Source organism: Bacillus sp. 05T21, from assembly GCF_056396785.1.
This window is the reverse complement of record NZ_JBFTMD010000004.1, coordinates 305,712-328,021: the sequence shown is the minus strand read 5'-3', so window position 1 is coordinate 328,021 and position 22,310 is coordinate 305,712. Positions and strand designations below refer to the sequence as shown.

The following is a 22,310-nucleotide window of genomic DNA, read 5'->3' as shown; positions in this document are numbered from 1 at the left end:
TAAAGGATTATATGGAGGAGTATAATTATAATCGTTATCAGTGGACATTAAAAAAGATGGCTCCGATCGAATATCGGAACCACCTTTTAAGTGCTTGATTTTTCAGGGCTTTTTTATTAAACTGTCCATTTTATAGGGTACAGTTCATACTTGCGGGATCTTTCTTTAATTATAATTTAACATTCATTTGTTTCAATAAACCCTTCGGATCACCTTTTACATAATAAAAATGCGGATTATTCTCATCATCGTAAAGCATAATGTAAGGTTTTTCATTAAGTGGGAGAAGGATGAGTACTTCATCAATTGTTGTATGTAACCATTGATTTGTAATAGGAACAGGTTTCGATAATGGGATTTTTATCATATGTCCATCTTTCGGAACGACGTTTAAGTTTTTGAACGGGCCAGTAATGGATTTAGCATATTGAACAGCTTCTTTTTGAATAGCTGAATCTAAAGATTGTTTTTGGACCACCATTTCTTTTTTACAATCAAATACTTCAATTTGTTTATTTGTATTTGCGAACGCATTTGTTGATAATAAAAAGAAGAGAAGAGTAATGACTCCTATTTTTTTGAACATGAAACAACACCTCACACTTACTATACCCTCAAACGTTGTAAATATTTTTATGTCACATTGATGTAACAAAGAAGTTGTATGATAAAATTGATATTTGTTTATAAGTAATGGAGGAAATGTAATGAAAGTATTAATCGCGGATGATGAACAAGATATGCTGAAAATTTTAAAAGCGTATTTTGAAAAAGAAGGCTTCGAAGTTTTATTAGCAAAGGATGGAGAGGAAGCACTTCAAATATTTTATGATGAGAAAATTGACTTAGCTATTTTAGACTGGATGATGCCGAAAAGTAGTGGTATTGCTGTCTGTCAGGAAATAAAAAAGAATTCGAGTGTAAAAGTATTAATGCTTACTGCGAAAAGTGAAAGTGAAGATGAATTAGCAGCTCTTCAAAGCGGGGCAGATGAGTATGTGAAAAAACCATTTCACCCAGGAGTGCTAATTACGCGAGCGAAAAAGCTTGTACAGCATGAAGATGTTATTCAAGTTCAAGATTTAAAAATAGATTTCACCAAAAATAAAGTATATAAAAATGAGAAAGAATTAGACATTACAAAGACAGAATTACAATTAATAAAGTGCTTTTTAAATCATAAAGGCACGATTTTAACGAGGAAAAAGTTGTTAGATATCGTCTGGGGATTTGATTATTTTGGGGAAGAGCGAACGGTTGATACGCATGTAAGAAGATTACGTAAAAAAATAGGAGAAAATATTATAAAGACACATCGCGGTTTAGGATACAGTTTGGAGGAAGAGTGTGAATAAACTCGGTAAAAAGTTATTTTTCAGCATCTCTTTAACAGTCATCCTTATTTTTGCCATCTCTTTATTATTAATCAACTATTTTTTACCAAAATATAATGTGCACAAAACACGCGAAAGCTTAGAAGGCATTACAGCGCAAATCCAGTCAATACCGCGTAAAGAGCTGGATGATGCTATAAATCGTATTGAAAATGAAGGTAATGTTACGATTGCTTATACATCAATAAATAGTTCAGAAGATGCTATTAATGAAGAATTACGCATGCAACTTACAAAAAAGAGAGTTGCATTGAATAAACTTTGGATTACAAAAGAAGAAATTACGAAAGTGAAGAACCTCGGACAATCGAATAAAATATATGATCAAGAAAAGATAAAATCTAGTTTTTTTGCGAAATACATTGCGAAAGATGATATGTTGATTTTAGTAGGAGTTTCTATCGCACATTCAAATGAAGTAATTAAAACGCTTAACTCATTTTATTTATACATTTTGGGATTCTCACTATTTCTTATTATCGTGCTCGTCTGGATTTTTTCAAAAACAATCACTACACCACTGAATGAATTGAGTGATGTCGCAGAAGATATTTCACGTCTGAAATTTAAACGGACGAAAGTTAAAACGAATGATGAAATAGGTGATTTAGCAAATAGTATAAACATTATGAGTGATAAATTACATGAAGCACATCAAGATTTAACAGATCGAAATGACCACTTAAAACGATTTATGGGCGATGTAACTCATGAATTAAAAACACCAATCGCATTAGTAAAAGCATATTCTATGGGAATAAAAGACGGTTTAGATGATGGAACATATGTTGATACAATCATCAAACAAACAGATCAAATTTCAAATTTAATTGAAGAGTTATTGCGATTTTCTAAACTAGAAAGAGATATTTTACAAAAAGAAGAATTCCCTATTGAACCACTAGTACAAAGTATAATAGATAAGCATAAGATTGAACTGGAGTCGAAAGAAATCAAGTTGCAAGTGAACTATAGTGTTGGTGACACGATTGTCTATGCTGATTTAAATAAAATGAGAATGGTCTTTCAAAATTTAATTTCTAATGCGATAAAATATACAACGAATCAAAATATAAAAATCACATTAGAAGAGAAAAATGGCATTGTGTATTTTCAAATTCAAAATGGTATTGCTGCTGAGGTAATTAAAGAAATAGATAAAATTTGGGAGCCTTTTTACGTATTAGAATCTTCTCGCAGTAAAGAAAAATCAGGTACTGGATTAGGATTAGCGATTGTAAAAAGTATATTAGAAAGACATGGTTTTGAATACGGAGTTTCGGTAGAAGATGGAGAAATACAATTTTATATGTATATAGAAAGGAACTAATTGTTATTAGTTCCTTTCTATTATCTTGAAAGATTCGAATGTTTTACAAATTTCTCAACTTTCTACGAAATATAAACTGAATTTTCTGTATTTTTAATGTATAGTAAAAGAAGGAATATATGGGGAGGGAAGGGCATGAGGAAAAAGAAATTAGCAATAACACTTTCAGCTATATTATCTTTAACAATTACTTCAGGAGTTTCTAGTATGACTGCACATGCAGAAAAAAATGAAGGGAGCTCCGTAAAAGACAAAAATGTTATGTTAAATGGTCAAATTTCAGAGGGTTTAATGTCAAATACGAAAATTGAATTAGAAAATGGGATGACGAAGCCAATCTATTCACTTGATGAAGCCATCGTAGAAAATCTATTTGTAGAGACAGAAGTTGATAGTGATCGTGATGGTAAAAAAGATCGTGTATCAGTAAAGGTTATGCGTCCAAAGACGAACTCAGATGTGAAAGTCCCCGTTATTTATGAAATGAGTCCATATCGATCTGGATTAAAAGATGTTCCTGTTTATAATGTTGATGAAGAATTGAATGCATATGGAGGAAAACCGTATGGAGCTGTTAATCTTGGTTCATACGGAAATTATTACGTTCCGAGAGGATATGCAGTTATTTTAGGCGAAAGCATCGGAACTGGAAAATCAGATGGATGTCCGACAACCGGAGATGAACAAGAAATACTAGGGACGAAGTCTGTCATTGATTGGGTAAATGGGCGTGCAAAAGCATATACAGAGGATGGTAAGGAAGTAAATGCAAATTGGTCTTCGGGAAATGTAGGAATGACAGGAGTTTCTTATAATGGTACGTTACCGAATGCTGTCGCAACGACAGGAGTGGAAGGGTTAAAAACAATTATTCCAATCGCAGCGATTAGTAGTTGGTATGATTATTATCGTGCAAATGGGGCAGTAATTGCGCCGGGAGGTTACCAAGGAGAAGATACAGATAATATGGCTGAAGCAGTACTAACAAGAAAGAACCCTGAAGTTTGCGGGCAAATTATTAAAGAACTAACAGCTGGACAAGATCGTAAAACAGGCGATTATAACGATTTTTGGGATAAACGTAACTATGTAAAAGATGTTAAGAATGTGAAGGCTAGTGTGTTTGTTGTTCACGGTTTAAATGATTGGAATGTAAAAACGAAGCAGTTCGCACAGTGGTGGGAAGCTCTTGGTGAAAATAATGTTCCTCGTAAAATGTGGTTACACCAAGGTGGACACGGAGGAACATCAAGTAATAACTGGCAACAAACCCAAAATAAATGGTTCGATTATTGGTTATATGGCATTGAAAATGGAATTATGGATGAACCGATGGTAGATGTACAACGTGAAAATAAATCGTGGCAAAAAATAAAAAATTGGCCAGATCTAGCAGCTGTACCATCAAAAGTCCGTATGTATTTAAGTAATAAAGCAGTCAATCTACCATTAAGTATGGGATCAGTAAACAATGTTTTCTCATTAGTAGATGATGCTAAAATAAAGTCAAATCAACTAGTAGAAAACCCTGAGTTAGAAATAGCGAATCGATTAGTATATACAATGCCTATACTGCAAAAAGATATGCGAATAAGTGGTACGCCTAAAATTTCAATAACAGGAAATATTGATCGATCTGTTTCAAATTTAACAGCTTTACTCGTTGATTATGGCGGAGCGAGGCCTGAAATTGTAACGAGAGGTTGGATGGATCCGCAAAACTTAAATAGTATAGAAAATTCAACAGCGATTCAACCTGGTAAAGATTACACATTTACATGGGACATGCAGCCAGATGATTACGTATTTAAAGCAGGGCATCAAATGGGGGTCGTTTTAATCGCAAGTGATTACGATTATACAATTAGACCGAAAGCAGGAACGAAGCTAACGGTGAAATTGAGTGAAGTGACATTGCCGATTGTGAAATAAATAGTTTTTGATAAAGAGCTTACTATAGTAAGCTCTTTAAATTTTGAAATAGAAATGCCTACAAACATAGGGAGTGTATTATGCATTTCTATTGGTAGATATAATAATATTTACAACAAATAAAAAAATTGCATTAATGATTAAAAGGCCACTAAAGGTAAAAGCGGCAAAACCTCCAGCTAATCATCTCCTACTTTTTCTCCAATTACGTGCATAGTGGCAAAGAAGAAAATGGGAGAAGAAAGAATGAAAATACCACTGGCTATTTTCCATATTCGTTTACACTGCTTTGCTATAAAGAAAATTAGAACATTAATAGCGATAAGAAGAAAAAGAAATCCAATTAATGAATTCATCATATCCTCCTTTCAGTATAAGTCTGAATTTTGGTTTCTATATGTTCATTTTGAAGGGAATATTATACAATATGATTATATTCTATAGAAAGCGAGTGATATATTATGACAGTCAGCTCTTTCGAATTCTCATTAAAATTTGAGGTACGGAAAGATTAAGTAAATTAGAATCTTCCGTACACATAAAACGGAGGAGAAAATAAATGTTTAGTTATTATAGTACACTTTGTACGGAATTATATGATTTCACAAAACCTGTCGGTTACTCTTTGAATGGTGATATTGAATATTATCAAGATCGTTTAAAGAGTTGTAAAGGGAGAATTCTCGAAGCAGCAGTAGGATCGGGACGTGTCATTATTCCATTTCTTGAAGCTGGCTTTAAAGTTGATGGGATAGATTATTCGCCTGAAATGCTAGACTCTTGCCGTATGCGGTGTAAAGAGAGAGGCTTGCATCCTAATTTATATGAAGGAAGCTTACAACAATTTTCAATGCCACATAAATATGAAGCGATAATAATTCCTACTGGATCCTTTTGTTTAATTGAAAATCGTGATGATTCTATAAATGCTCTGAAATGTTTTTATCGACATCTTAATCTAGGCGGGCGTTTAATTGTAGATCTTGCGCTTCCATATGACTGGAAGACGGGTGAGATTCATACATCGACTTTTTCTCTGCCAAGCGGGGACGGAATTACATTAGAAAATAAATCAATTGAAATAGATTGGCTTAACCAAGTAACTGTATCATATTTAAAATATGAAAAATGGAGTAAAGGACAGTTAGTACAAACTGAACTACAACGTTTTGCAATGCGGTGGTATGGAATAGAAGAGTTTAAGCTCCTTTTAGAAAGTATAGGTTTCACTGACATTACTTGCTCTGCTGACTATGTTTATGAAAAGCAACCGTCAAATGCAGAACAAATTATTACTTTTGAAGCTGTACGAAAGTAATAATATAGGAACTATTCATGAAAATAAGGCAATCGACACAACATCGACTGCCTTATTTTCAATTTTAGGATATGTTTTATTTCATTGTTTATAGAGAAAAATCGGAGGCAAACAAATGAAATTCATCTTAATATTTGGCCCGCAAGCAGTCGGGAAAATGACGGTCGGGCATGAGTTAGAAAAAACAACTGATTTAAAGCTATTTCATAATCATATGACGATTGATTTTGTTAGCTCGTTTTTTGATTACAGTACAAAGCGGAAGCACAACGGTTAGTAAGTTTGTTTCGTAATGAACTGTTTGAAGAAGTGTCTAAAAGTGATTTATACGGAATGATTTTTACATATGTATGGGCATTTGACCTTCAATCGGATTGGGAGTACATAAACCATGTAGTAAGTATTTTTGAATCAAAAGGCGCAGCAGTATATTTTGTAGAGCTCGAGGCAGAATTAGATGAAAGATTAGAGCGAAATAAAAGTCCACATAGACTAGAGCATAAACCGAAAAAAAGAGACATTGAATGGTCTGAAAAAAATTTAAAAGAAACGATGAAAAAACATAGATTAAATTCATTTCATGATGAAATTGAAAAAGAAGAGTACATAAAAATTAATAATACTCATTTGAATGCTAAAGAAGTAGCTGTAATGATTCAGGGGAAATTCCGATTGTAAAATACTTAAATGCTGTTACGTTTTCATTGTCCAAGCATTCTCCTACTAACTACATATACTATTTATGTTAAAGTCAGTCACTATTTTAAATGGGCTGTTATTTTACTATAAATGACACTTTAGAGAAGTGGGAGGAATAAACTTGGAAAACGAAGAACAAGGAAGAATTGAAAATCAAGTGTATTCAAATCGAGTAGTGAGATCAGAATTTGATGAGAATTGGGAAACTTGTATTTCAAAAAGTGGTTATGTAATCTATGTAGCTACAAGTGATCATGCTGAAGTAATAGTTTTACTTTCAGATGGTTCAAGTAAATTATTAATCTTCGAAAAAGGTGGTAAAGTAGTAGTAGGTGGCGGTGGAACGAGTCATTACAGCAAACCGCATATTGCAAGAAACATTTAATGTGAAAATGATAATCGAGAAGACGCTGGTAACCTTATAGTCTTTAATTTTTATATGGAGATACGTATAATAAAGTGAGTTTTTGTTTTAGGTTCTGGCGTTTTTTCTAACAAAAATAAGATGAAAAAGATCTTTAACGTATAAAGGTCTTTTTTGTTTTATTCACAAATCAAATTAATGGAGGTGAGCTAATAATGAAAAATATTTGAGTAACCTATGTTTTTTCGGGTGTTCTCCTATTCGGCCTTACATATATAACTTCCGCAATTTACGCGGGTGCATTAGAAATTTGGGATAGAGGAAGCGGGAAATTCTTTACTGCATTTTATGAAATCCAGGGTACAATTTTATCGGTAATTTCAATTTGTTTTATTATAGCAGGGATATACTGTATACATAAAAAAGTGTAGTGAAAAGCAATCAGCCTTTCATGTACTATACATGAAAGGCTGATTGCTTTTATGTGTTGAAGGAGTCTTTTAGAAGAATTGTAGTTTTTAGATTGATAGTTGAAACTGTAACAGCTTATGTATAATTAATATCATTTTGTCAAATGAATGTCACATAAAAGTCTTATAGTGTATATAGAAAGTGAAACATATACAAAGCAGGAGATGAAATGATGAAAAAGGCACTACAATATATATTCATATTATTTACGTTAGTTACTTTAAGTTATGTAATTTATATTAACTATGAAAAGCAGAAAGAGATTAAAAATAATAAGCAAGTAATTAGTGAAGTTGCAAAGAGGTATGATATTCCAGATTGGATACCATTATCAATTGCGGATCATGAAACAAAATTTAACCGAAAAGCAATAGGAGATAACGGAACATCTTTTGGATTATTCCAATTACATCGTGGTGGATTAGCACCAGTGCAATTATCGGAAGAGAGTTTAGTGGATTCGCGTATAAATACAACGATAGCAATTTCAAGTATGGTCAAATCGTATGAACGTGGTGTGAAAAAAGGATTGCAGGATTGGGAGTTGCTTAAATATGTTGCTAATACATCAGGGTGGCCAGGAAACTTAGGGGGAGAATGGACAGATAATAATACGAAATATAATAAAGGGCTAGAACAATCATATCAATTATATAAAAAAGAGAAGTAGATATAAAAAGGCATTTTCAATTTGGGGAAATGTCTTTTTTATGTTATAGTATAAAAGTGTTTGGGCGTTATGTTATTTCGATATATCTTCAAATTTGTTATGTAGTATTTTTATATTAAATAACCACTAAAATCATTTTTTTATATAAGGAGTAAGAAGTAGGAATATGAAAAATATAGATTTTATACTAGAAAGTGATGAAACATTAAAACCGTCAGAACGATTAGTACTATTATTATTAGAGAAGCATAGAATGTTATATACGAACGATCTATTAGCTCTTTCAAATTTATCATATAAAACATTAACAGATTCATTAACAGCACTCGTTTTAAAGTCTTATGTTTTAAAGGATACAGGTAAGGGAAGAAGGCAGAATTGTTATAGATTAGTATGATAAGAGTACTGCTATAGATTCTTGCTATATACGTATTTTTCAAATGTAAGGATAAATTCCATTTTTATTTTCAAATGATAAAAAACTATTAATTTAAGTAAATAGCCGGTTTTGATATGTAAAGAGTTCATGGCTGCTAAATATATAATTTCATTTCATTTTTAATAATGTTTGTTAGTTGTAAATGAAAATGATATTTTTTAAAACAATTATAAAAATGAAACTCAAAAACAATCTACTCATTAGAGTCGGTTGTTTTTTTATTAGGATAGCGAATTATAAAAATAATATTATTATGTAAACTTAATTATTTAGAAAGGAACATGTGATTATTAATGGAATTTATTAAGGGGGTACTTAATATTTCTATACATGGAGGTTCATTATGGAACAAATCATATCAATATCACAAGCAGTCATAAGCGGGGAAAAAGAAAAGGTAGTAGAAATCATTAATACGGATCCAAGTTTTGTTAACTCATTTAGTGAAGATGGATGGACACCGCTTCACTTAGCTGCTTATTTTGGACAGAAAGAAATTGCAAGTTTCCTTTTAGAACAGGGAGCAGAAATACATATTAGAGCAAAAAACGAAAATGAAAATACACCTCTTCAAGCAGCAATTGCGAATAAGCAAAGCGAGCTTGTAGCTTTCTTAATTGAAAAGGGATCAGATGTGAATGCTGTGCAAAGTGGTGGCTGGACAGGACTTCATGAAGCAGCGTTATTAGGAAATGAAGAAATCATTATATTACTTCTTGAAAATGGTGCTAATAAAATGATTAAGAAAAATGATGGGAAAACCGCATATGATATTGCTTTAGAAAAAGGGCATGAATCCCTATTACATCATTTGCAAGAGGAAGTGAGCTTATGATTAGCCACTGGAATGTAGGGGTTTTTCTTTTTAATGAAGTGGAAGTGTTAGATTTTGCGGGTCCATTTGAAGTTTTTTCCGTTACAGCAACAAGTGAAGGTCAACCATTTACAGTTCATACTGTTAGTCAAGATGGAGAAATGATTACAGCGAGAAATGGATTAAAGGTACAACCGGACTATAGTATCGAAAACTTGCCTCCAGTTGATATTTTAATTATTCCTGGTGGGTTAGGTGTTAGAGAAAACGAAATGAAAAATGAAATAATAACAAATTGGATCCGCGAGCAAATGAAAGAAGTAAAGTTAATGACTTCTGTTTGTACCGGTGCGCTTTTACTTGCGAAAGCTGGATTACTCGATGGCTTCAAAGCGACAACACATTGGGCAAGTATTGAAAGTTTTAGAAATGATTTTCCGAATGTGGAAGTATTAGAGAATGTAAAGTTTGTAGATGAGGGGCATATTATTACGTCTGGAGGAATTTCAGCTGGAATTAATATGTCATTTCACATTGTGAGAAATTTGTTGGGTGCTGAGGTTGCTGAAGAAACAGCGAAGAGAATGGAATATGATATAGATTTAAAATATTAAAAATAAAACAAGACGAGCAGTTGGATATTTCCAGCTGCTCGTCTTGTTTTATATTGACTGAATATGCGCTAATTCCTCATCTGTAAGAATCGGACGGATAGACGAGTCTGCATTTTCTTTCGCTTGTTTTTCTGTTTTTGCGCCAGGAATTGCGACCGATACCGCTGGATGAGTGAGGACATAACGAAGTGCAAGTTGCCCTAAGGTTTGATTTTCATTTGAGAGTAATCGTAGTTTCTCTACTTTTTGTAAATCTTCTTGAAACCACTTTTCTTTTGGCCATTCTTTGCGTAAATCTCCGTCAAGAAAAGTTGTTTTATTTGTAAACTTTCCGGTTAATATCCCCATTTTTAAAGGGCCGCGTATAACAGCTCCTAAATTGTTCTCTTGTAGGTAGGGCAATATGTCGTTTTCTGGTTTTCGGTTTAATATGTTGTAATCAAGTTGCACAACATCAATTTCATCGTTTTTATTGAAGTGTTTTATATATTGTATGTCGTGAGTTGAAACACCAACAGCTCTTACTTTTCCGTCCCGTTTTAATATTTCAAATGCTCGTAAAAATGCTTCTGTTTCTTCTTGTTTATCCCACCAAATGTGACAGAAATAAACATCAATATAATCTGTTTCTAGGCGTAGTAAGCTAGTTTCAAATACTGCGATCACTTTTTCGGCAGTATTATAAACAGGCTCTCCACTTGGATCATAGTGATGCCCAATTAAACCGCCTTTCGTTGATAAAACGATATTATTACGGTGCTCTCTTATCGCTTGAGTTACTAACCTTTCACTATGTCCTAATCCGTATACATCAGCAGTATCAATAAAGTTTACGCCGCATTCAATTGCTTTCTTCATAGCGGTTATAGATTGTGTGTCGTTAACAGGACCCCATTCATCGCCGCCAATCGCCCACGCTCCAAAGCCAATTTCAGAAACAGTAATTCCAGTTTTACCTAATGTACGGTAGTGCATCATTTTCCCTCCTTGTAAGCATGTTATAACATCGGTATGCAAAACTAGAATTTATATGTGTAAAAATATTTTCTACAATTGGGGAAAAAGAATAACATAAACTACTATTTTATAGCAGCATAAATAAAAATTCTCATTTTAAATACAGAGATGTCGTCGAACGCTATCTCTAATTGGTTAATTTGTGAGATTTTTTTGTGAAGGAGGTTATTTTATAAGAATAGAATTTAAGTTAGTAAGAGATCGTGCCTATGGTAGTGAGAAAATATGGGTTAGGGGGATTTGAAAATGAGGAAACTCAAAAGAGTCAATGTTCCTAATATACCAGAGCAACTATCACAGCCTAACGACAAGCGAACTATAAATAAGAAGAAGTTAAGGCGTTTTATTTTCATGTTCATTTTTATTGCTGCGACTACTTTGTACGTTCAATATATTTTAACGAAACAACAAGAAGTAATTAATGGCAAAAAAAATACTATAACAAATCAAAAGAAACAATTAGTTTCTTTAAAGAAAGATCAAGGTTCTTTAAAGACTAACATTGAGAATTTAACCGATAATGAAGAAGAGATTTTAAAGTTTGCTAGAAAAGAGTATCAATTTTCTAAGTCAAACGAAACAATATTCGTATTGCCAAAGTGAAGTGGTGGAACAGTTAGCGATAGCTAACTGTTTTTTGATGTATGAGGGAAAAAGTTGTTTGTAGTGTGAATGTCATGGTACAAGGAGCAATGACATATTGTAAAAATGAGAAGTTTGAGCCAATTTTAATTGTTTCAAGAGATTTTCATAATTATGGAATATATGTCAAAATAAATATTGTTAAAATTCTGTCAATTGTATATAATACAAGGTAAGCGGATACATTTTTTAATCAACGTTGAGTTAACAGCTTATACGTCTGTTAAGAAAACCGTTATCCTCGTATAAGAAAGGAAGATAGCTGTGTACGCTTCAAATACAATTTACGTCGTAGGGGATGCGAAAGCACCTCAAAATAATCCCATTACCGAAAAGTTCAAAAGTTATTTTGTAGCATTTGTACTTGAGAAGGATACAGGGGAAATTGTAGATGCAGATTGCTCAGCCACAATTGCATTAACATCTCAATTTGTTAAATATTTGTTTCTACATAAAAATATTAATGACCCAGCATTAGTAACAGAAATAAAAAATCGGTACTTCGGTTCGTCTCAAAAGGCGCTACTTGTAGCGCTAAAGGATGCACAGAAAAAATATAATCAGATTGCTGCTTTGTCTACCCATTCATAGACAAAATCCAGCCGTAAGAATCTTCTTATGGCTGGATTTTTTTGTTTCGCATTAACGGAAAAGCCACCCGGGGATTAAAGTATCACTCTATAAACAATGAAAGGATGAACAAAATGAAAATTACCGATGTGAAGGTAAACCGCCGACATGTAAAGCTTCATACACCGTTTAAAACTGCGCTTCGCACTGTAACGGAAATCGAAAGTATAGATGTGTTTATTCATACAGATGAAGGGATTGTTGGAAAAGGAGCTGCTGCAGCAACACCGGTTATTACAGGTGATTTTACCAACGGGATTGAGGAAGCAATATTAGGGCCAATTCGCTCCGTATTAGTTGATAAAGATGTGCTGCAGTTTCAAACGTTATTGTTACACATTCAAATGAGCTGTATAGGAAATACAAGTGCGAAAGCGGCGGTAGATATGGCTTTATACGATGTATATTGTCGATTTCACAACATACCGTTATATGCATTGTTAGGTGGGAAGAAAGAGATTCATACTGATATTACAGTAAGTGTGGATGAGCCTTTATTAATGGCAAAAGAAGCGAAAAAGCATATCGAAAAGGGATTTCAAACATTGAAAATTAAGGTGGGTAAAGAGGCACATTTAGATTTAGAACGCATAGAGGCAATTCGAAATGTAGTTCCAAAGAATACGACGTTACGTTTAGATGCAAATCAAGGATGGAAACCGAAAGAAGCGGTTTCTATTATTAGAGAAATGGAGAATAGAAATTTAAATATAGAATTTGTAGAACAACCAGTTCATGCGAAAGATTGGGAAGGATTAAAGTACGTGAAGGACAATGTACAAACGCCTATTATGGCAGATGAAAGTATGTTTTCGGCAAGCGATGCATTAAAGATTGTCCAAGGAGGATATGCAGACCTACTTAATATTAAATTAATGAAATGCGGCGGCATACGAGAAGCCTGGAAAATTGCAGATATTGCGGAAGCTGCAGGTGTGAAGTGTATGGTAGGAAGTATGATGGAACCTTCACTTTCAGTTAGCGCTGTTGCCCATTTAGCTGCGGCACATCCGAACATTCATTACTTTGATCTTGATGCACCGTTATGGTTAGTGGAAGACCCGGAAGGAATGACTTACAATGGTCCAAAGGTAAACCTGCATTCTGTAGTGAATATACAATCTTAGAAGTAGTACCTAGTAAACTATCTTTTAAGGGGGATATATATGAAAAAAGTAGGAACTGCATTTTTGACAACCTTATTTATATTTTCATCGTTTACATCGGCAAATGCTGAAGAGAAGAAGGATAATAAAGCATTTATAGATGTATCTGCTGCAACGTTATGGACTGCACCTGACTCATTACGACCAATTGATGCACCGAGCGCAACAAATCCAGTTGATTTATGGAAGTGGACGAAATCAATGACGCTAGATGAGAAGCTTTGGTTAACGAGTGCAAATAAATTAGAAACGCAAGCGCTACTCGGTCAAGAAGTAACAGTAATTGATAAAAAAGGTGATTGGGTAAAAGTACTAGTGCACGGACAGCCAACGCCGCGAAATGAAGAAGGGTATCCAGGGTGGATGCCTGAAAAACAATTAACGTATAATCAAGAATTTGTAGATAAAACAAACGAACCTTTCGTATTAATAACGAAACCGACAGCAATTGTATATATTAACCCTTCTGAAAAACATAAATCGCTTGAGGTCAGCTATAATACGCGATTACCGCTACTAAGTGAAGATACGATTTCATACCGCGTATTATTGCCAAATGGTCAGAAGGCGTGGCTACGGAAAAATGATGGAACTGTTTACCATTCTCAAAATGATATTCCGACTCCAACCGCTGATGACTTAATAAACACCGGAAAAATGTTTTTAGGATTACCGTATATATGGGCTGGTACAAGTGGTTTTGGATTTGATTGCTCTGGATTTACACATACGATTTATAAATCACATGGCATTACAATACCGAGGGATTCTGGGCCACAATCAAAAGCAGGAATTGCGGTTGATAAAGAAAACCTACAAAAGGGCGATTTAATATTCTTTGCACATAATCAAGGAAAAGGTAGTGTTCATCACGTTGCCATGTATATTGGTGATGGAAATATGATTCACTCACCAAGAGCTGAAAGATCGGTAGAAATTATACCGCTAAATACACCAGGATATATAGAAGAATACGCTGGTGCTCGTCGTTACTTACCTTAAAAAAGATAGGGGGGCTTTATATGAAGAAGGTTGTTCGCTACTCATTAGTTAGTACTCTACTTGTATCTTCATTTTTAGTAGGCTGTGCTAAAGAAAAAATAGCTACAAAGCCGAAAGATGAGAAGAAAGTATTGCAACTATTAGAAACGGGTGAAATTCCGTCACTAAATTCCGGAAAAGTAACAGACGCCGTATCGTTTAATGTTTTAAACAATGTAATGGAAGGGTTATTCCGTTTATCGAAAAATGATGAAGTGATTGAGGCTGGAGCACAAAAATATGAAGTGAGTAAAGACGGAAAGACTTATACATTCCACTTGCGTGATGCGAAATGGTCTAACGGCGATCCAGTAACAGCTCATGATTACGTATATGCTTGGAAGCAACTTATAAATCCAGATACAGCCTCTCAATATGCATATATCGCGTACGATGTGAAAAATGCGGAGAAGATAAATAAGAAACAATTAGGCTTAGAAGAATTAGGTGTGAAAGCAAAAGATGATAAAACGTTCGTTGTAGAGCTGGAACATCCTGTACCGTATTTTACGAAACTACTCATTTTACCATCTTTCTATCCAATTAATGAAAAATATGCGAAGGAGCAAGGTGATAAATACGGGTTAGAGGCAAATAAAGCGATATATAATGGGCCATTTACATTATCAGAGTGGAAGCACGAAGCGAGCTTTACAATGAAGAAAAACGATAAATATTGGGATAAAAAAGAAGTGAAATTAGATGAAGTAAACTACCAAATTGTTAAAGAAATTTCAACTTCGGTAAATTTATATGAAACAGATAAGGTAGATAGAGCTGTCATTTCAACAGAATTCGTAGATAAATATAAAAACAATAAAGAGCTAAAACAATATACAGATCCGGTTATGTACTTCTTCCGTTTTAATGAAAATGTACCAATTCTTAAAAATAAAAATGCAAGGCTTGCGCTAAGTACAGTGTTTGATAAGAAAGGGCTTGCGACTTCATTTTTAAATGATGGATCAGTTGCTGCGAATTATTACGTACCAAAAGGATTTTTAAAAGGACCAGATAAGAAAGATTTTAGAAGTACGGCAGGTGAGTTTAATAAGACTGATGTAAAACAAGCGAAAGAATATTGGGAGAAGGCGAAGCAAGAGACAGGCACAAATGAAGTGACGTTAGAACTATTAAACTATGACTTAGAGAACTTTAAAAAGGTAGGCGAATATATTAAAGAACAGCTTGAGAAAAACTTACCGGGGCTAAAAGTAAATGTGAAATTACAACCACATACGCAAAAACTAGCGTTAGAGAAGAAAAAAGAATACGAAATGTCGTTATCACGTTGGTTACCTGATTATCCAGATCCAATGACATACTTAGAAGTTTTCCTTTCGGGAAGTACCGTAAATAATACAGGATATGCAAATCCAGAATATGATGCGTTAATTAAGAAGATTAAAACAGAATTAGGTAATGATGAAAAAGCTCGTTGGAAAGCACTGCAAGATGCGGAAAAAGTGCTCCTTGATGATGCGGTAATTGCACCAGTATTCCAGCGCGGTCTTTCTTACTTACAAAAACCATATGTGAAAGAATTATATGTACATCAATTCGGTCCAGCTACAAGTTTAAAATGGGCAGATGTACAAAAATAAAGTGATGGAGAAACAGACTTCACGTATGTGATAGTCTGTTTTTTCTTATAGCTTCAAATGAATTATAGACATTTTATAAGTTTTTTCATCGCTTAAAAATAAAATTACTACATAAATTCCAGTGTGAAATTTATGTAGAATCTTGTATAATTAACATGTTTCTTTGGAAGCATTTTCTTGCGCTATTTGTATAGGACTTAATAGAGCAAGGGAGGAAATACATACATGTATATAATAGATAAATAGAATGGAACATGTATAGAAAAAAGGAGAAAAATGATGACGTGTCATAAACAAGGGTTACAATTTATTAGCAATAGAAAGAGGAATAAACGATGAAGATGAAGCATGCTTTCGGACCAATTATTTTAGCCTGTGTACTCTTTTTCATTGTATTGCTTATTCCATCTAAGAGTTTAGTATCACTAATAAGCGATAAAAAGATAGAAGATGCAGCAACGTCCTTACAAAAAGAGAAATTACAAAGTGTTTTCTTGCAACAGAAAATGTTAGAGAATTCGCAGTATTTACCGATGTATGGTTCATCAGAGTTTTTACGAATGGATGCATATCATCCATCTAACTATTTTAAAGTAAATCCAGCAGGTTTTACTCCATTTTTAATAGGGACTGGTGGTACGCAAAGCTTGGCTCATATATTAAATATGACGTCTACAATGGATGAATTAGAAGGTAAAAAGGTAGTCTTTGTTCTTTCACCACAATGGTTTACAAAAACCGGTGTATCACAAGGGGATTTTACAAATAATTTCTCCAAACAACAAGCCTATCACTTTATTTTTAATGACGAAATAAAGCCTGAAATGAAGAAAAAAATCGCGAAACGTTTACTAGATTATAAAGTTGTTCGTAAGGATGCGATATTAAGTAGTTCGCTAGAAAGTATTGTATATAACGATACAAAACATAACATAAAAGCTGGACTAGCTAAACCGCTAGCGTATATGTACCGGAACATTTTAGATCATCGAGATTTATTTAACTCTCTATTTAAGATCGAACCGATGAAAGAGGAAACAAATATGGGATTACGTTCGCTTTCTTGGGAAGATGCACGTAAACATGCGGAACAAGAAGGTAAAGTAGGATCCACAACAAATACATTCGGAATTGAAAATCCATATTATTATAAACATAATTTAAAGAAAAAATTAAAAGGTTTAAAAAACTTTAGAGCAAATGAATCCTATGATGATTCACCAGAATATGATGACTTACAAATTGTTTTAGATCTTTTCAAAGAAAAAAATGTAAAACCACTCTTTATTTCTGTGCCTGTAAACGGACCGTGGTATGATTACGCTGGTTTCCCGAAAGAACGTCGTGATGTGTATTATAATAAGGTTGGCGATCAAGTCGAGAAAGCAGGATACCCAGTAGTCGATTTTTCTAGCCATGAATATGATAAGTATTTCTTAAAAGATACGATTCATTTAGGCTGGAAAGGATGGATCTATTTTGATGAAGCAGTGCAGAAGTTTTACTCTGAAAAATAATGCATAAACAATAGAAACAGGAATGGCAATAAAGCCGTTCCTGTTTTTTAGTATAGAGGATTTTGGTGTGGGCAATTTGGGAAGGCGTGTATATCCTGAATTTGTCTAAATTCATAATGTTTCATGGCGAACTGGGCTTGGTAAAGGTATTCGTAAACAAATAATTGATTATTTTGAACGCCGCATAAAACGCCGGAAGTTCCTTGCCCATTAATAAGAGAAACACCAACAGGGCGTCCGATTAAGTATGGTACTTTTTGCTGCCAATGCATAGGGGGATCACTCCTTTTTGAGTTACTATACGAAATTACAAATGAATTGTAACTTATCCAAGTAAATCTTAAACTGGAGGGTTTTAATGAAATGTCTAGAAATCATTAATATGAATGAATTATTTGTGTGGAAGAGGAGTGCATTATGGAGAAAGGAAGAATTCTGGAAGAAAAGTTAAATCTAATAGAATGGTGCCAAACATTGAATGGAATATCGGAGGATATATGGTTTCAACCATTTAAAAAAGGTTCATGGGCAATTGCGGATGTAATTTCACATTTTATTGTTTGGGATGAGTTTCTAATGAAGTATAGAATTTCATATTTTGTAAGCGGGAAATCTGTACCTATCGTTCCAACAGATGTTGAGGAAATGAATAAGGGTGCAATAAAATATGCAAGGTCTGGTATTTCAAAAGAAGAACTAATAGATCAATTTAGCTTTACTCGTAAACAATTAGTAGACCAAATTGAGCGAATTCCTGCTCGGAATTTTAATAATGACAATCAATTTGGCACGAAAAAATTGAGGTTAAATAATTATTTTTCATCACTTATCGAGCATGACTTAAAGCATAAAAAAGAAATAATACAATTTCTAATACATGATCAAGCCGATAATAAAAACCGCTATAATTCTTAATGAATTTATAGCGGTTTTTATTATAATCTTAAGCAAGATTTTTACGTTTTTTTGTCCACTTTTTTATTACGAAATATAAAAGTATAAGTACAACGCCACCGATAGCGAACGATTTCACATACGGTCCAGCAATATCGTTAATATTCTCCCAATTTTCACCTAGTTTCTCACCTAAATAAATGAAAATGATAGACCAAGGGATGATCGCAAGTGCTGTTAATGTAGTGAAACGTAGTAATGGCATTTTTGTAATACCAGCAGGAATTGATATCGCATGACGAACGATAGGAATGAAACGTGCAGTGAAAATTACGCCAGTTCCGTAACGATTAAACCAATCTTCAGCAGCATCCATTTGTTTTTTATGTATGAAAATATACTTACCGTAACGTTCTAATACAGGGCGACCACCATATCGACCAATCCAGTAAACAAAGATTTGGGCAATAACACCACCAATTGTACCGAATATAACTGCGCCTACAAATGAGATACTACCATTGAATACTAAGTATCCCGCATAAGCAAGGACAATCTCACTTGGAATAATTTCAATCATAAGTCCGAGCATAATGCCCCAATAACCTAATCCTTCAAAAAACGTTAATACTGAGTGAATAAAACTACTTAACATTGTTGCACCTTCTAATTTATGAATTTTGAATATAAGCCCCTTTATTTAACAACATAAAAGGTTCACTATATGTAGATTATACCTTATTTATATAGGGGATTGCCATTTCAATTCTTTTATGTCTCTCATAAGTATTATAGTAAAGGATATAAGCCATGTTTTCATGAAGAGATAATGAAAAGATTATTAAAAATTTCTCATATATTAGTGAGAATAAAGGTGTCTACATAAAACTTTTTTAGTCACCGAAAAAGTTCATGAAGGGCAATTTCGAATTTCATGTGAGCTTAATAGTACAAAAGATATATTGATATAAAAAAACAGGAGCAAATCTGCTCCTGTTTTTTAAGGTTTCACATCTAAATTTTGTAAAAATAATGTTGCTGTCACATATCGTTTCGCTAGCATTTGTACATAAGCGGTATGTACAGAAAGTGTGGCGATAATAATAGCGTTACGAATTGCTTCGCGTTGTTCGTTATTAATTTGATCGAACTTACTTGCTATTTTATCAGCTTTTTCTTTTACGATATTTTCGATCGTATGAACTGTATCTGTAGCATTTAGTTGTAAGCAATTCCCTTGATTCAGTTCTTCAAATAAAGAAGAATAAGCTACATATAAATGAAGAGGGTTAATTAAATCATCACTTCGATCGGCCGGGTCATTTACGATGAGTCGTAATAGTTTGCGAATAGATTCAAAATCAAGCGCTGTTTTTAAATCTTCGACAATGAATAGTAATGCTGCTTGTTCGATTGAGTATTTCTTCCCTTTTTGAGGGGAGCCAATCATTTCTTTTATATCTCGTTTCACCCAGTTTTGCATAGCAGTTACAGAGAAGCTCGTATTTTCAATCTGATTGCCAAGCGCAACTATTTCATTTAAAGAAAAACCGACATCCGTATCGTCAATCTTAATCAATTTTTCAAAAATAGGTGAAAGTGCGGTTGTAATAAAAGCAGTAACGCTTTGTCCGCTTTCAATATCTTTTTTATGTGACTTTGCCCAAGCTTCTTGTAAAATGCCGAGAGGCTTCTTCGTATTCCATCCTCTTAGTGATAGAAGGAGCGTTGCCATTTCGTTTCGTGTGAGATGAAATGTTTCCATCTTTTCACCTCCAAAATTATAAAAAGTTCTTATGAACTTATAATATGTTTTGTTTCATTTAAAGTCAATTCCGTTTTGCTTAATTTTTCCTATGTCAGGAAATTGTCGTAAGTAAATAATGCTTGCATATTTCGACAAAAGTTCATATAATAAGTTCATAAGAACCTTTAAAATGGTTTTAAAACAAATCTATCATTCTGAATTTACTAGAAAGGTAGATTTCACATATATCTATATAAAAGGAGAATGGATATAATATGTTGAAAAAACTTGTAGCAGTAATGACAGCATTCATGGTTATCTTTGGGGCTAGTAGCTTTATGTTCGTAGATCATGCGGCAGCGAAAAGTTACAAATCTGGTAAAAAATCATATACACCAAGTTCAGGTCAAAAGTCAAAAGTTGATTTAAACAAAAAAGATTCTAATGTGAATTCACAAAAAACGACAACTGATTCAAAAACAAAAGCAACAAACACAGCGCCAAAAAGTAATAAAGGTGGCTTTATGAAAGGTTTATTACTAGGTGGTCTTGGTGGTTTACTAATGGGTAGCTTATTTGCAAATATGGGAGCTCTTGGTTCTGTATTAGCGTTTATGGTAAATATGTTATTAATGGCTGGTATCGTAATGTTAGCAGTTCGTGCATTTAAATACTTCAAAGATCAACGTAAGAAAAAGGCAGATGAAGTAGCATGGAAACAATAAAAATTTCTGAACAAGAGCTTATAAATGCGCTTTGCGTATATATCGCTGAAAAAAGACAAGTTGGTCCAGAAGAAGTTTCAGTTGAACTAATGTATGATGATGACTACGGTTTCTCTGCAGAAGTAGAGGTAAATGGTCGCCAGCAAATTTTAATTCAAGCAAACTTAATCGAAGCACTACGCTTGTTGCTTGATCGAGAATACAACGTCAATTCATTTGCAGCAAGATTACAACTTGAATTAGATGATGAAGAAGGCATCTACGCATTAGCGAAATTTAATAATAATGAACAATAAAACTGTTAGAGCTGTATGCTCTAACAGTTTTTTATTTGGATTAATATTGTTAGTATGTTTCTTCTTTTAGAATAAAATCCAGTATTTCAAGTGTCTTCAATTTAGTATTTGCATCATTTTATCTACCTAATTCAAAGTTGGCTATCCAAATAAAAAATATTTTTGACATAAAACGACTTTTATTTATCTATTCGACGAATTGTGACAAATAAATCACAGCTATATTTGATATGATATTTCAGAAATCTTATATTTTATTATTCAAAGCGAGGTAGAAGAATGATGTTTTTGCTGTCCATTATTTTAATATTCAATTCATTCATAGGATTAATCATTACCAACGTAAATCTAGATGTATTTTTTGTAATAGATGGTTTAGTGAAAATTTTAGTTGGTGTAATTTTTATTAGGTTAAGTCCTATTGATTTTTAAAATACAGTTGATTAATACATTAGAAAAGAAGGCGTAGTAATGATGTTTTTTATGTTAGCTATTAGTGTAGGATTAATATTTTTTGTTAATTATATAACGAAACAGATGTTTAAATACGAAGTAAATCACCTAAGTTCAAAAAAACGCTTTTTAATAAATCTTTTGCAATTTGTTAGATTTGCACCAGTAATTGCATTACTTGTAATATACATACTGGTTTTAACAACTTTGCACACGAAAACAGGTATTCGACTATCTCATGCATGGTATGCTGCGCAATTTTGGGCCTATTATACGTTTTTGTATTGTATTTATATGATAACTAGGAAAAAACTGCTTCTTTTTTCAATGGTTATATCCTTAATTATGGCCATTTATTACACTCCGTTGTTCCACTTTGAAAACCAATTTATAGGATTGTATGTAATTGTCGCTGATATTTGCGGAATTTTAATGTTTATAAATTTATGGATTTCGATATCGAAAGTTTTAGTCGGAATGAAAAATAGGTAATACCTTTGGTTCCTGTAATTGACGTAACAGAAATACTAGAT

26 protein-coding genes and 4 pseudogenes are annotated in these 22,310 nt (G+C 33.3%); 24 read left to right on the top strand and 6 right to left on the bottom strand.

The window, feature by feature from the left end; genetic code table 11:
• Positions 1–11 precede the first annotated feature (11 nt).
• Positions 12–98 (top strand): IS3 family transposase, encoded by an 87-nt coding sequence (locus tag AC1DKZ_RS12200; protein ID WP_078030485.1) that lies wholly within the window; start codon positions 12–14, stop codon positions 96–98.
• Between the two features lie 71 nt (positions 99–169).
• Here the strand turns inward: AC1DKZ_RS12200 and AC1DKZ_RS12195 are convergent, their stop codons facing one another.
• On the bottom strand, positions 170–586 hold the full coding sequence (locus tag AC1DKZ_RS12195; RefSeq protein ID WP_002085005.1) for a hypothetical protein: 417 nt from the start codon (positions 584–586) through the stop codon (positions 170–172).
• Between the two features lie 121 nt (positions 587–707).
• Here AC1DKZ_RS12195 and AC1DKZ_RS12190 point away from each other — a divergent pair, with 121 nt between their 5' ends.
• The 3 genes from AC1DKZ_RS12190 (at position 708) to AC1DKZ_RS12180 (ending at position 4,656) form a co-directional block, all read left to right on the top strand.
• Positions 708–1,355, top strand: coding sequence for a response regulator transcription factor (locus AC1DKZ_RS12190; protein ID WP_404448695.1), 648 nt, complete (start codon positions 708–710; stop codon positions 1,353–1,355).
• Positions 1,348–2,724: a sensor histidine kinase gene (locus AC1DKZ_RS12185; RefSeq protein ID WP_476996322.1), complete on the top strand. Its 1,377-nt coding sequence runs from the start codon at positions 1,348–1,350 to the stop codon at positions 2,722–2,724. The genes AC1DKZ_RS12190 and AC1DKZ_RS12185 overlap by 8 nt, the downstream gene beginning before the upstream one ends.
• A 135-nt stretch (positions 2,725–2,859) precedes the next feature.
• On the top strand, positions 2,860–4,656 hold the full coding sequence (locus AC1DKZ_RS12180) for a Xaa-Pro dipeptidyl-peptidase (RefSeq protein ID WP_476996321.1): 1,797 nt from the start codon (positions 2,860–2,862) through the stop codon (positions 4,654–4,656).
• A 78-nt stretch (positions 4,657–4,734) separates the two neighbouring features.
• Here the strand turns inward: AC1DKZ_RS12180 and AC1DKZ_RS12175 are convergent.
• Positions 4,735–5,012 (bottom strand): annotated as a pseudogene (locus AC1DKZ_RS12175) (hypothetical protein).
• A gap of 203 nt (positions 5,013–5,215) precedes the next feature.
• On the opposite strand from AC1DKZ_RS12175, the gene AC1DKZ_RS12170 reads away from it, so the two are divergent.
• The 8 genes and pseudogenes from AC1DKZ_RS12170 (at position 5,216) to AC1DKZ_RS12135 (ending at position 10,045) form a co-directional block, all read left to right on the top strand.
• The gene (locus AC1DKZ_RS12170) at positions 5,216–5,974 is read left to right on the top strand and encodes a class I SAM-dependent methyltransferase (protein ID WP_476996320.1); all 759 of its coding nucleotides are present in this window, start codon (positions 5,216–5,218) and stop codon (positions 5,972–5,974) included.
• Between the two features lie 115 nt (positions 5,975–6,089).
• Positions 6,090–6,652 (top strand): annotated as a pseudogene (locus AC1DKZ_RS12165) (AAA family ATPase).
• A 142-nt stretch (positions 6,653–6,794) separates the two neighbouring features.
• Positions 6,795–7,058 (top strand): hypothetical protein, encoded by a 264-nt coding sequence (locus AC1DKZ_RS12160; protein WP_002142115.1) that lies wholly within the window; start codon positions 6,795–6,797, stop codon positions 7,056–7,058.
• A 194-nt stretch (positions 7,059–7,252) separates the two neighbouring features.
• Positions 7,253–7,468, top strand: a pseudogene (locus tag AC1DKZ_RS12155) (hypothetical protein).
• Between the two features lie 209 nt (positions 7,469–7,677).
• Positions 7,678–8,178 carry a transglycosylase SLT domain-containing protein gene (locus tag AC1DKZ_RS12150; protein WP_113937483.1) on the top strand — a complete coding sequence of 167 codons (501 nt, stop codon included), beginning with the start codon at positions 7,678–7,680 and terminating at the stop codon, positions 8,176–8,178.
• Between the two features lie 166 nt (positions 8,179–8,344).
• The gene (locus tag AC1DKZ_RS12145) at positions 8,345–8,575 is read left to right on the top strand and encodes a hypothetical protein (RefSeq protein ID WP_000789035.1); all 231 of its coding nucleotides are present in this window, start codon (positions 8,345–8,347) and stop codon (positions 8,573–8,575) included.
• Between the two features lie 385 nt (positions 8,576–8,960).
• Complete coding sequence (locus AC1DKZ_RS12140) at positions 8,961–9,452, top strand: ankyrin repeat domain-containing protein (RefSeq protein WP_427283008.1); 492 nt, start codon at positions 8,961–8,963, stop codon at positions 9,450–9,452.
• The gene (locus AC1DKZ_RS12135) at positions 9,449–10,045 is read left to right on the top strand and encodes a DJ-1/PfpI family protein (protein WP_242245735.1); all 597 of its coding nucleotides are present in this window, start codon (positions 9,449–9,451) and stop codon (positions 10,043–10,045) included. The genes AC1DKZ_RS12140 and AC1DKZ_RS12135 overlap by 4 nt, the downstream gene beginning before the upstream one ends.
• A 48-nt stretch (positions 10,046–10,093) precedes the next feature.
• On the opposite strand, the gene AC1DKZ_RS12130 is transcribed toward AC1DKZ_RS12135, so the two are convergent.
• On the bottom strand, positions 10,094–11,020 hold the full coding sequence (locus tag AC1DKZ_RS12130) for an aldo/keto reductase (RefSeq protein WP_002085023.1): 927 nt from the start codon (positions 11,018–11,020) through the stop codon (positions 10,094–10,096).
• Positions 11,021–11,308: 288 nt separating this feature from the next.
• Here AC1DKZ_RS12130 and AC1DKZ_RS12125 point away from each other — a divergent pair, with 288 nt between their 5' ends.
• From AC1DKZ_RS12125 to dltD, 7 genes and pseudogenes are all read left to right on the top strand, one after another.
• Positions 11,309–11,665 carry an FtsB family cell division protein gene (locus AC1DKZ_RS12125; protein ID WP_002085024.1) on the top strand — a complete coding sequence of 119 codons (357 nt, stop codon included), beginning with the start codon at positions 11,309–11,311 and terminating at the stop codon, positions 11,663–11,665.
• Positions 11,604–11,880, top strand: a pseudogene (locus AC1DKZ_RS12120) (hypothetical protein). Before AC1DKZ_RS12125 ends, AC1DKZ_RS12120 begins: the two are co-directional and overlap by 62 nt.
• Before the next feature lie 88 nt (positions 11,881–11,968).
• Entirely contained in the window at positions 11,969–12,295 is a 327-nt protein-coding gene (locus tag AC1DKZ_RS12115) for a DUF3870 domain-containing protein (RefSeq protein ID WP_002012954.1), read from the top strand.
• 104 nt (positions 12,296–12,399) lie between these two features.
• Positions 12,400–13,461 (top strand): dipeptide epimerase, encoded by a 1,062-nt coding sequence (locus AC1DKZ_RS12110; protein ID WP_431181784.1) that lies wholly within the window; start codon positions 12,400–12,402, stop codon positions 13,459–13,461.
• A 39-nt stretch (positions 13,462–13,500) separates the two neighbouring features.
• Positions 13,501–14,502 carry a C40 family peptidase gene (locus tag AC1DKZ_RS12105; RefSeq protein ID WP_404490907.1) on the top strand — a complete coding sequence of 334 codons (1,002 nt, stop codon included), beginning with the start codon at positions 13,501–13,503 and terminating at the stop codon, positions 14,500–14,502.
• 20 nt (positions 14,503–14,522) lie between these two features.
• The gene (locus tag AC1DKZ_RS12100) at positions 14,523–16,145 is read left to right on the top strand and encodes a peptide ABC transporter substrate-binding protein (protein ID WP_476996319.1); all 1,623 of its coding nucleotides are present in this window, start codon (positions 14,523–14,525) and stop codon (positions 16,143–16,145) included.
• Positions 16,146–16,480: 335 nt separating this feature from the next.
• Entirely contained in the window at positions 16,481–17,662 is a 1,182-nt protein-coding gene (gene dltD, locus AC1DKZ_RS12095) for a D-alanyl-lipoteichoic acid biosynthesis protein DltD (RefSeq protein ID WP_476996318.1), read from the top strand.
• A 47-nt stretch (positions 17,663–17,709) separates the two neighbouring features.
• Here dltD and AC1DKZ_RS12090 read toward each other — a convergent pair whose 3' ends face one another.
• Complete coding sequence (locus AC1DKZ_RS12090) at positions 17,710–17,934, bottom strand: hypothetical protein (RefSeq protein WP_219302661.1); 225 nt, start codon at positions 17,932–17,934, stop codon at positions 17,710–17,712.
• Between the two features lie 145 nt (positions 17,935–18,079).
• On the opposite strand from AC1DKZ_RS12090, the gene AC1DKZ_RS12085 reads away from it, so the two are divergent.
• Complete coding sequence (locus AC1DKZ_RS12085; RefSeq protein ID WP_476996317.1) at positions 18,080–18,577, top strand: DinB family protein; 498 nt, start codon at positions 18,080–18,082, stop codon at positions 18,575–18,577.
• A gap of 28 nt (positions 18,578–18,605) precedes the next feature.
• Here the strand turns inward: AC1DKZ_RS12085 and uptA are convergent, their stop codons facing one another.
• Positions 18,606–19,211 (bottom strand): undecaprenyl phosphate transporter UptA, encoded by a 606-nt coding sequence (gene uptA / locus AC1DKZ_RS12080; protein WP_002032601.1) that lies wholly within the window; start codon positions 19,209–19,211, stop codon positions 18,606–18,608.
• Between the two features lie 345 nt (positions 19,212–19,556).
• Positions 19,557–20,321, bottom strand: coding sequence for a DUF1836 domain-containing protein (locus AC1DKZ_RS12075; protein WP_002085036.1), 765 nt, complete (start codon positions 20,319–20,321; stop codon positions 19,557–19,559).
• A 257-nt stretch (positions 20,322–20,578) separates the two neighbouring features.
• Here AC1DKZ_RS12075 and AC1DKZ_RS12070 point away from each other — a divergent pair, with 257 nt between their 5' ends.
• The 4 genes from AC1DKZ_RS12070 (at position 20,579) to AC1DKZ_RS12055 (ending at position 22,269) form a co-directional block, all read left to right on the top strand.
• Positions 20,579–21,028, top strand: a complete 450-nt coding sequence (locus tag AC1DKZ_RS12070; protein WP_002085037.1) for a hypothetical protein — start codon at positions 20,579–20,581, stop codon at positions 21,026–21,028.
• Entirely contained in the window at positions 21,016–21,324 is a 309-nt protein-coding gene (locus tag AC1DKZ_RS12065) for a YxcD family protein (RefSeq protein ID WP_000447767.1), read from the top strand. Before AC1DKZ_RS12070 ends, AC1DKZ_RS12065 begins: the two co-directional genes overlap by 13 nt.
• Before the next feature lie 249 nt (positions 21,325–21,573).
• Complete coding sequence (locus tag AC1DKZ_RS12060; RefSeq protein ID WP_476996325.1) at positions 21,574–21,756, top strand: DUF6609 family protein; 183 nt, start codon at positions 21,574–21,576, stop codon at positions 21,754–21,756.
• 39 nt (positions 21,757–21,795) lie between these two features.
• Positions 21,796–22,269, top strand: coding sequence for a hypothetical protein (locus AC1DKZ_RS12055; protein ID WP_431181779.1), 474 nt, complete (start codon positions 21,796–21,798; stop codon positions 22,267–22,269).
• Positions 22,270–22,310: the final 41 nt, after the last annotated feature.

Bases quoted from the DNA above. Each gene is read 5' to 3' on its own strand.
- AC1DKZ_RS12140 (WP_427283008.1), top strand. From the start codon at position 8,961: ATGGAACAAATCATATCAATATCACAAGCAGTCATAAGCGGGGAAAAA.
- AC1DKZ_RS12075 (WP_002085036.1), bottom strand. From the start codon at position 20,321: ATGGAAACATTTCATCTCACACGAAACGAAATGGCAACGCTCCTTCTA.
- uptA (WP_002032601.1), bottom strand. From the start codon at position 19,211: ATGTTAAGTAGTTTTATTCACTCAGTATTAACGTTTTTTGAAGGATTA.
- AC1DKZ_RS12125 (WP_002085024.1), top strand. From the start codon at position 11,309: ATGAGGAAACTCAAAAGAGTCAATGTTCCTAATATACCAGAGCAACTA.
- AC1DKZ_RS12070 (WP_002085037.1), top strand. From the start codon at position 20,579: ATGTTGAAAAAACTTGTAGCAGTAATGACAGCATTCATGGTTATCTTT.
- AC1DKZ_RS12195 (WP_002085005.1), bottom strand. From the start codon at position 586: ATGTTCAAAAAAATAGGAGTCATTACTCTTCTCTTCTTTTTATTATCA.
- AC1DKZ_RS12090 (WP_219302661.1), bottom strand. From the start codon at position 17,934: ATGCATTGGCAGCAAAAAGTACCATACTTAATCGGACGCCCTGTTGGT.
- AC1DKZ_RS12055 (WP_431181779.1), top strand. From the start codon at position 21,796: ATGATGTTTTTTATGTTAGCTATTAGTGTAGGATTAATATTTTTTGTT.
- AC1DKZ_RS12190 (WP_404448695.1), top strand. From the start codon at position 708: ATGAAAGTATTAATCGCGGATGATGAACAAGATATGCTGAAAATTTTA.
- AC1DKZ_RS12100 (WP_476996319.1), top strand. From the start codon at position 14,523: ATGAAGAAGGTTGTTCGCTACTCATTAGTTAGTACTCTACTTGTATCT.
- AC1DKZ_RS12105 (WP_404490907.1), top strand. From the start codon at position 13,501: ATGAAAAAAGTAGGAACTGCATTTTTGACAACCTTATTTATATTTTCA.
- AC1DKZ_RS12180 (WP_476996321.1), top strand. From the start codon at position 2,860: ATGAGGAAAAAGAAATTAGCAATAACACTTTCAGCTATATTATCTTTA.
- AC1DKZ_RS12170 (WP_476996320.1), top strand. From the start codon at position 5,216: ATGTTTAGTTATTATAGTACACTTTGTACGGAATTATATGATTTCACA.
- AC1DKZ_RS12110 (WP_431181784.1), top strand. From the start codon at position 12,400: ATGAACAAAATGAAAATTACCGATGTGAAGGTAAACCGCCGACATGTA.
- AC1DKZ_RS12135 (WP_242245735.1), top strand. From the start codon at position 9,449: ATGATTAGCCACTGGAATGTAGGGGTTTTTCTTTTTAATGAAGTGGAA.
- AC1DKZ_RS12145 (WP_000789035.1), top strand. From the start codon at position 8,345: ATGAAAAATATAGATTTTATACTAGAAAGTGATGAAACATTAAAACCG.
- AC1DKZ_RS12130 (WP_002085023.1), bottom strand. From the start codon at position 11,020: ATGCACTACCGTACATTAGGTAAAACTGGAATTACTGTTTCTGAAATT.
- AC1DKZ_RS12150 (WP_113937483.1), top strand. From the start codon at position 7,678: ATGATGAAAAAGGCACTACAATATATATTCATATTATTTACGTTAGTT.
- AC1DKZ_RS12200 (WP_078030485.1), top strand. From the start codon at position 12: ATGGAGGAGTATAATTATAATCGTTATCAGTGGACATTAAAAAAGATG.
- AC1DKZ_RS12065 (WP_000447767.1), top strand. From the start codon at position 21,016: ATGGAAACAATAAAAATTTCTGAACAAGAGCTTATAAATGCGCTTTGC.
- dltD (WP_476996318.1), top strand. From the start codon at position 16,481: ATGAAGATGAAGCATGCTTTCGGACCAATTATTTTAGCCTGTGTACTC.
- AC1DKZ_RS12085 (WP_476996317.1), top strand. From the start codon at position 18,080: ATGGAGAAAGGAAGAATTCTGGAAGAAAAGTTAAATCTAATAGAATGG.